The organism is Bradyrhizobium sp. CIR48 (assembly GCF_014198315.1).
Lineage (GTDB): Bacteria > Pseudomonadota > Alphaproteobacteria > Rhizobiales > Xanthobacteraceae > Bradyrhizobium.
The window spans coordinates 302,746-309,133 of record NZ_JACIHG010000012.1 but is presented as its reverse complement, the minus strand read 5'-3'; the positions used below and the strand labels follow the sequence as shown (position 1 = coordinate 309,133).

Here is a 6,388-nt window from a genome sequence, read left to right as displayed (position 1 = left end):
TTGGAACTCGTGTTGCGGAAACCATCTTGGCCAGCAGCGAACAAGCTGCACCCAACAGGCCGCACATATGGATGCAAGCGATCCGGTCAAACCTCTCAAAGCTCTTGTGCCACGGGGGCCGTCCACATATGGGTCCCGGCGTTCGCCGGGACGACACCGTTGGTTTGGCAGCACGCGGGATAAGAATCGAACCGTTGTCGGAATCCGCACCAGCCGTTCGTCCTCTGCAAAGCTAAACGGCGATCAACCCGGAGCCCTAGATGCCCCCCACCATCACCGCCTTCGAAAACTCCCCCGACCGCGGCCGGGGACAGGCGCGCGACATGCGGGTTCGCTGGGCGTTCGAGGAGGTCGGGCAACCTTACGACGTTCACCTCGTCTCGTTCGCGGCGATGAAGGAGCCGGCGCATCGCGCACTGCATCCGTTCGGGCAGATCCCGACCTATGAGGACGGCAATCTCAGTCTGTTCGAGTCGGGTGCGATCGTGCTGCACATCGCCGAGCGCCACGATGGCTTGCTGCCGAAGGACCCCAATGCCCGCGCCCGCGCGATCGCGTGGATGTTCGCCGCGCTGAGCACGGTGGAGCCGCCGATCGTCGAGCTCACCATGGCCATGCTGTTCGAGCGCGACAAGAGCTGGTACGCGGAGCGGCTGCCCATGCTGCAGCAGCGCGTCCGTATCAGGCTCGGCGAACTGTCCCGCCATATCAGTGGTGCCGACCGGCTCGACGGCGCCTTCAGCGCCGGCGATCTCATGATGGTGACGGTGCTGCGGCGGCTGAACACATCTGGCCTGCTCGACGAATATCCTGACATCGCCGCCTATGTCGCGCGCGGTGAAGCGCGGCCGGCGTTCAAGCGAGCGTTCGATGCGCAATTGGCCGTGTTCAACGCGGCATCACAGTCGTAGGAGCCACCCCACGACTACGCACCCCCTACTGAAACCGATACGTCATGGCGAACGTCGCCAGATGCGTTCGCATCGCGACATCGTAGGTGTTGACGGACGGGTCGAACTCGGGCCGGGCACTCGACCGTGCGACGGTGAAACCGGCGCTGCCGTAGTCGGCATAGCGGTATTCGGCGCGCGCGAGCCAATTGCCCCACAGCACGGTCTCCAGGCCGCCGCCGAGAGTCCAGCCCATCTTCGTGGTCGACGAACTGATGATCGGCGAGGACAGCGCGAAGAAGCCGCTGCAGTTGCGGCTGGTGCAGGTTGAGGTCAACTCGACGTTCTGCCACGCCGCGCCGGCGGTGGCATAGAGCATGGTGTGCGGGTTGACGAGATAGCCGGCGCGCGCGCGCAAGGATGCATCCCAGCGGCTGCGGATCGAAAGGCTCTCGCCCGGCGCCTGGGAGTCGGCGAGATGGACGCTGGTAAAACCCTCGCGCATGGTGGTGCGGTCGGCGAAGCCGACGTCGCCCTCGACCCCGGCGGCCCATTGCGGCGCGAGCTGCCAGAGATAGCCGGCATAGGGGCTGGCGCGAAACGCGGTGTTGTCCATCGGGCGGTTGTTGGCGCGCTCGGTGAGGTCGAACGCAAAGCCGCCGATGGTCTCCGACGTCGCCGTCAGGTCGGTGCGCGTGGCGCGCGCACCGAGACCAAGGCCGAGATACGCACCGGTCCAGGACGGCAGCACGGCGGCCTGAGCTTGCAGCGGATTTGAACCGCCGCCGGTGACGGGGGCGCCGAACTTGTAGGCGAGGCCGACGCTCGCCGTGTGGGTCCGCAGCCTGGTATCGAAATTGTCGACCGTCAGCGTGGGCCCCGCGCCGCTTCTCGTGCGCGCAATGGCGAACGGCGTGGCTCCGAAATCGGCGTAGCGATAATCGGCGCGCAGCAGCCAGTTGTCCCATAGCGCGGTCTCGAGGCCGCCGCCGAGCGTCCACCCCGTCTTGATGGCGGAGTTCGAGATCACTGCGGGCACCGCATTGTTACAGGTGGCGCCGACACAGACCGAGGTGACGTCGAACTGCTGCCAGGCAAGTCCGCCCGTCACATAGGCCAGTGTCGCGGGCGTCAGCAGGTAGCCGACGCGGCCGCGCAGGCTCGCATCCCAGCCGGCCTTGAGCGCGAGGCTGTCGACGAGGAATGTGGACGAGCCGGCCCGCGGCGAGGCGCGAAACCCCTGGAGGATGGTGGTCTGGTTGCCAAAACCGACATCGCCTTCGACGCCGAGGACCCAGCTCGGTGCCACCTGCCAATTGAAACCGGCATAGGGATTGACGCGAAGACCCGGGCCATCGAACGGCTGACTGACGACGGCATCACTGATGTCACGGGGAACGCCGTCCTCCAGCACCGAGGTGGTGGTGAGATCGGCGGCCGTCGATCGAAAGCCGAGGCCGAGGCCGGCATAGAAGCCGGTCCACGACGAGACCGCGACCGGCGGCGCCTTGGTCAACGGCTTTGCCGCGAGGTCCGCAGCCCGTGCCGGTGCTGCGAAGGCGAGCCCGACCAGAAGCGCACCGCCGCAAGACAATGCCGGCATGTTTCGGCGGGTCGATGAACATCGCATGGCGGGCCCTGGGGCAAGTATTTCAGGCCGAATCCATACTGCGAACGGGCGATCCCTCGCGTCCTCCGATCGAACGACACCGCCGACAAGGCGCCGGATTGTTGCAAGCCTGTCACTGCAGCGATACGACTCCGGGTGGAAGGGAGCCCGCCCATGCTGACCCTCTATTCCTACCCGCAACTGTTCGGCGTCGCCGACAACAACGGCTACGGCCTCAAGGTCTACGCCTTCCTCAAGCTCGCAGCCGTGTCGTTCGTGCACGAGCATATCTTCGATGCCTCGGCCGCACCGCGCGGGCAGCTGCCTTACGTCGTCGACGACGGCGAGAGCATCGGCGACAGCGAGACCATCATCGCGCATGTGATCGCGAAATATCGTCTCACCATCGATGCCGGACTTTCACCGGAGCAGCGCCGCACCAATCTCCTCGTCACGCGCATGCTGGACGATCTCTATTGGGTGATGTCGTATTCGCGCTGGAAGGACGAGCGCTATTATCCGGCGTTTCGCGACGGCTTCATTGCGCAGCATCCGCAGATCGATGCGGAAGGATTCGAGAAGGCGAAGGCGTATAATGCGCAGCGCTATCATTACCAAGGCATCGGCCGCTACAGGCCCGATCAGGCTTACGCGCGCGGGCTCGCCGATTTGCAGGTGCTGGCCGAGATCGTGCCGGCCGCGGGCTTCGTGCACGGCGCGGCGCCAACGAGCATCGATGCCGGCATCTACGGCTTCATCGCCAACATCTATTATTTTCCGATCCCGACGCCGCTGAAGGCGTTCGTCGATGCGCAGAAGAATCTCGTCGCGCATTGCGAGCGGATTCATGCGGCGATCGGAAAATCGTAGGGTGGGTTAGCGCAGCGGCTGCGCGAAGCGCGGGCCGATGCGCGTAACCCACCTCTTCGCTTTCCGCGGTGACAGAAGTGCTGGGTTACGCCAAGCGGCTAACCCACCCTACGGCACCCTGGCCTACCGCATCGTGATCGCGAGGCCGCTTAGATCCGCATTCGCCATCAACCCGACCTGCGTGCCCGTCAGCTCCAGCACGGCGCCCTTCTGGTTGGTGAGCACGATGGCACGGGCGCCGGCGCCAACGGCGAGGCCCGCGCCGGCGGCGCCGTAGACCCCGGCGACATCAGAGGGACGGTTGATGTTGGAGACGCGGCCGCGCAGCACCGTCTTTGAACCGCCGAAGACGAGGCCGTAGTCGAGGCCGCCGGTGGAGAGCCCATAGGTGCGGCCGCGGAAGTTGAGCACGCCGCTCCCGCCTGAGCCGCCGATGATCCAGCCGGCCTTGTAGATCGTCAGCGTCACGAAACCGCTGTCGGCCATCGCCGAGGTCGAGAGCCCGGCCAGGGCGGCAATGGCGACCAGCGCGGCGCGGAAGGTGGATGCAATCTTCATGGACGTCTCCGGGAGCTATTTTTCAAGGGGGGAAAGCGAATCAGACGAGCCGAATCTATCCGATCGATCGCGGCGGCAACATGATGGGACTGCCCTGAGACACAAGGTGCAGCGTCGCACTCAACCGTCATCGCCCGGTTCAACCGGGCGATCCAGTATTCCAGAGGCGCCGGTGATTGAGCCGAGAGGCCGCGGCGTACTGGATGCCCCGGTCAAAGCCGGGGCATCGCGGCGGAGGTTCGGGCACAAGGTCGCGCATCGCCATCATCCCATTCTGCCCTTGTTTTGCCCGACGGAGCAACTTGAGTGTTTAGCCTTTACCGAATTATAAAAACTCAATGATCTCCGCATGATCTCTACTGTGCATGGGGTTGTTTTCGCGTTTTTGTTCTTGCCCGTCTCCGCAACCCGATTGCAAGTCTCCCGCATGTCGCTACGCTCATGCGGGCTACGCGCCCGTTCCTAATTCGAGGTGATGCCATGCCGATCCAGCATTTCGCGCCCCCGCCGCACGTGAAGGCGCCGCCGCTGTCCTTTGCGACGCGCGTCGGTGATCTCCTGTTCGTCTCGGGCATTCCGGGCTTCGATGCCAATGGTGCGCTGCCCGACGGTTTCGAGGCGCAGTTCGCCAATGTCGTCGTCAACATCAAGCGCGTGCTGGACGAGGCCGGCGCCGGTGTCCGCGACCTCGTCAAGGTCAACGTGCTCTTGACCCGCGCCTCCGACGTCGCCGCCATGAACGCGCTCTATGCCGGCGCCTTCGGCCCGCCGCCCTATCCGGCCCGCACCACTTGCGTGGTGCAGGCCCTGCCCGATCCGAGGATGCTGATCGAGATCGAGGCGGTGGCCTCGCTGGCGAAGTGAGCCACGGAGCGTGTGGCTTGCCGGGCACGCGGCCGAACCAAATGCTTGGGGAACAGCTGACATGTCCGTGAACGGCAGCTCACCGGCTTGCAAAGGACCTGCTTTTACCGCACGAATTTTTGCGTCCCACTTCCCCACAAGGAGATATTTCATGCGTCGCGTTCTCGCCCTCTGTGCCGTTGCCGGCATCGCAAGTTCCGTGTTCGCCGTGCCCGCATCCGCCAAGGTCGGCTATTACGTGATCCGCTGGGACAACACCGGCATCTGCCAGGTCTGGAACGAAGACCTGCAGTACAAGCCGCTTCAAATTGGGGTGTCGACCTACAAGGTCGTCAGCAAGCCGCTCCCGACCTTCCAGGCCGCTTCCGACGTCCAGATCAAGATGCGCGCCGAGCGCCGCTGCACGCTCTGAGCTTTTGCAACGGACCGGATTTCGAGGGCGGGTCGCGCGAGCGATCCGCCTTCTTCTTTTGGCGGGACCCGCGCGTTTTCCGGCCGAATTCAGCCATGTCCCGCCCGCGCGCTTTGAACCTGACCGGCCTGCGGAACTACTCACATCTTGTCCGGGGCGCATTCCCCAAGACGTCCCGCACCAGCCCTCCCCGTCATTGCCGGGAGGCACATCACATCATTCATTTGAGGAGCTGATCATGCGTCGTATTTCAGTGCTGTGCGCTGCTGCCGGTCTTGCCGTCACCGCCTTCGTCGCGGCGAGCCCTGCGGAAGCCAGCTATCACCTGATCCGCTGGCAGGACACGGGCCTGTGCCAGATCTGGGACGAGAGCATCCCGACCACACCGTGGCCGGCCGGCTATCATCGCGCCAGCGCATCCGTGCCGACCTTCATCGACGCCCTCGCGGTGAAGGATGCCGCGCTGAAGAACGGTCAGTGCACCTGGTAAGATTTCGATCGGCGGACGAAGAGCGGGCAAGGACCATGCGTCCTTGCCCGCTTGTTTTTCCGAGATGCCGTAGGGTGGGCAAAGGCGCGCACTTCGCGCGCCGTGCCCACGCCTTTCAACAACGGGCAAATGGCGGGCACGGCGCGATGCGCCTTTGCCCACCCTACGAGATATCGTCAAGCCCGCTCACGCATCCTTATGCGCGCCGGGATGGATCAGGACGTCGCGCGCGGCGGCGAGATCGATGAAGGCTTGCGTGCTGCCGCCGTGGTCGGGATGCATGCCCTTGGCAGCGCGGCGATAGGCCTGGTTGATGTCCTCGCAGGTGAGCTGCACCGCGAGCGGCAGGCCGAGCATCTTGCGGGCGCGATCCTCGCTGGACAGCTGTTTCGGCGTGGCGTTGCGACGGCCGAAGCGCGGCGCGGTCAGATCATGAACGACTTCGAGAACGACGCCGATGCGGCGCTGGGCCGCCAGCGTGACGCCGTGATCGTCATTGTCGACCGCCTGGCGCAGCACCGGAAGCGCCTGCTCGGCGGCCTGGCGCAGCGTGGCATCGACGCTCATCCGCGCGATCTCGGCCACGAGCCGGCCCGCCTCGGCCCAATCGGCCGATTGCGCCGACCGCAGGCGTTCGAGGGCGGGTTTCCAGGAGTCGAGCCGGGAGTCGAGCCGTTCCATCATGCGCGCAACGT

General features: G+C 65.1%; 8 protein-coding genes. 5 read left to right on the top strand and 3 right to left on the bottom strand.

All coding sequences use genetic code 11. The features are described from left to right. The first annotated feature begins 260 nt into the window (after positions 1 to 260). On the top strand, positions 261 to 911 hold the full coding sequence (locus GGD66_RS32965; RefSeq protein ID WP_183260667.1) for a glutathione S-transferase family protein: 651 nt from the start codon (positions 261 to 263) through the stop codon (positions 909 to 911). A 25-nt stretch (positions 912 to 936) separates the two neighbouring features. On the opposite strand, the gene GGD66_RS32960 is transcribed toward GGD66_RS32965, so the two are convergent. After that, entirely contained in the window at positions 937 to 2,493 is a 1,557-nt protein-coding gene (locus tag GGD66_RS32960; RefSeq protein ID WP_183260665.1) for an outer membrane protein, read from the bottom strand. Between the two features lie 180 nt (positions 2,494 to 2,673). Here GGD66_RS32960 and GGD66_RS32955 point away from each other — a divergent pair, with 180 nt between their 5' ends. Further along, the gene (locus GGD66_RS32955; protein ID WP_183260663.1) at positions 2,674 to 3,369 is read left to right on the top strand and encodes a glutathione S-transferase family protein; all 696 of its coding nucleotides are present in this window, start codon (positions 2,674 to 2,676) and stop codon (positions 3,367 to 3,369) included. A 123-nt stretch (positions 3,370 to 3,492) separates the two neighbouring features. Here the strand turns inward: GGD66_RS32955 and GGD66_RS32950 are convergent, their stop codons facing one another. Next, on the bottom strand, positions 3,493 to 3,927 hold the full coding sequence (locus GGD66_RS32950; protein WP_018318613.1) for a hypothetical protein: 435 nt from the start codon (positions 3,925 to 3,927) through the stop codon (positions 3,493 to 3,495). Positions 3,928 to 4,407: 480 nt separating this feature from the next. Between GGD66_RS32950 and GGD66_RS32945 the strand changes: the two genes are divergently transcribed. The 3 genes from GGD66_RS32945 to GGD66_RS32935 all read left to right on the top strand — a co-directional run bounded on the left by GGD66_RS32945 (position 4,408) and on the right by GGD66_RS32935 (position 5,693). Beyond that, positions 4,408 to 4,791, top strand: a complete 384-nt coding sequence (locus GGD66_RS32945) for a RidA family protein (RefSeq protein WP_183260661.1) — start codon at positions 4,408 to 4,410, stop codon at positions 4,789 to 4,791. Positions 4,792 to 4,942: 151 nt separating this feature from the next. After that, positions 4,943 to 5,203, top strand: a complete 261-nt coding sequence (locus GGD66_RS32940) for a hypothetical protein (RefSeq protein WP_018318611.1) — start codon at positions 4,943 to 4,945, stop codon at positions 5,201 to 5,203. A gap of 238 nt (positions 5,204 to 5,441) precedes the next feature. Further along, a complete protein-coding gene (locus GGD66_RS32935) occupies positions 5,442 to 5,693 on the top strand; it encodes a hypothetical protein (RefSeq protein WP_018318610.1) in 252 nt (83 codons plus the stop codon). A 186-nt stretch (positions 5,694 to 5,879) separates the two neighbouring features. Here GGD66_RS32935 and GGD66_RS32930 read toward each other — a convergent pair whose 3' ends face one another. Continuing rightward, positions 5,880 to 6,377 (bottom strand): J domain-containing protein, encoded by a 498-nt coding sequence (locus GGD66_RS32930; RefSeq protein ID WP_183260659.1) that lies wholly within the window; start codon positions 6,375 to 6,377, stop codon positions 5,880 to 5,882. Between the last annotated feature and the right edge of the window lie 11 nt (positions 6,378 to 6,388).